The organism is Frigoribacterium sp. CFBP 13712, assembly GCF_014842255.1.
In the GTDB taxonomy this organism is placed as follows: Bacteria; Actinomycetota; Actinomycetes; order Actinomycetales; family Microbacteriaceae; genus Frigoribacterium.
This window is the reverse complement of sequence record NZ_JACYVH010000034.1, coordinates 1-371: the sequence shown is the minus strand read 5'-3', so window position 1 is coordinate 371 and position 371 is coordinate 1. Positions and strand designations below refer to the sequence as shown.

Below are 371 nucleotides of genomic sequence, written 5' to 3'. Positions count from 1 at the left end.
ACGAAGGCGACCGTGCAGTACGACGGCACCTGGTCGGCACGCCGCTGGGTGGGCACCGAGAAGACGACCTTCACGGTGACCTCGAGCCGCGCCGATGTGCAGAACGGGTCGCAGACCATCGAGTTCAACACGGGTGTCGCGGGTCAGGCGTTCAGCCTCGACAGCCACACCGACGGCGGCACCTTCACCCCGGGCAACGTCACGTTCCGGGGCAAGGGCTCGACCGGTGACAAGGTCACCTTCACGGCACCGGGTCTGGCGCCTCTCGAGGCGACGGTGAACGCTGCCGGTGAATGGTCGATCCCGCGCTGGCTGGGCAACGGGTACATCACCTTCACGGTGACCCACACCCCGGTCACGGGCGACGAGAC

The 371-nt window shown here is 67.7% G+C and carries 1 protein-coding gene; it reads left to right on the top strand.

What is annotated here, in order from left to right:
* Positions 1-371 (top strand): hypothetical protein (locus IFT51_RS14790; protein WP_192061851.1); only part of this gene is annotated, 371 nt, incomplete at both ends.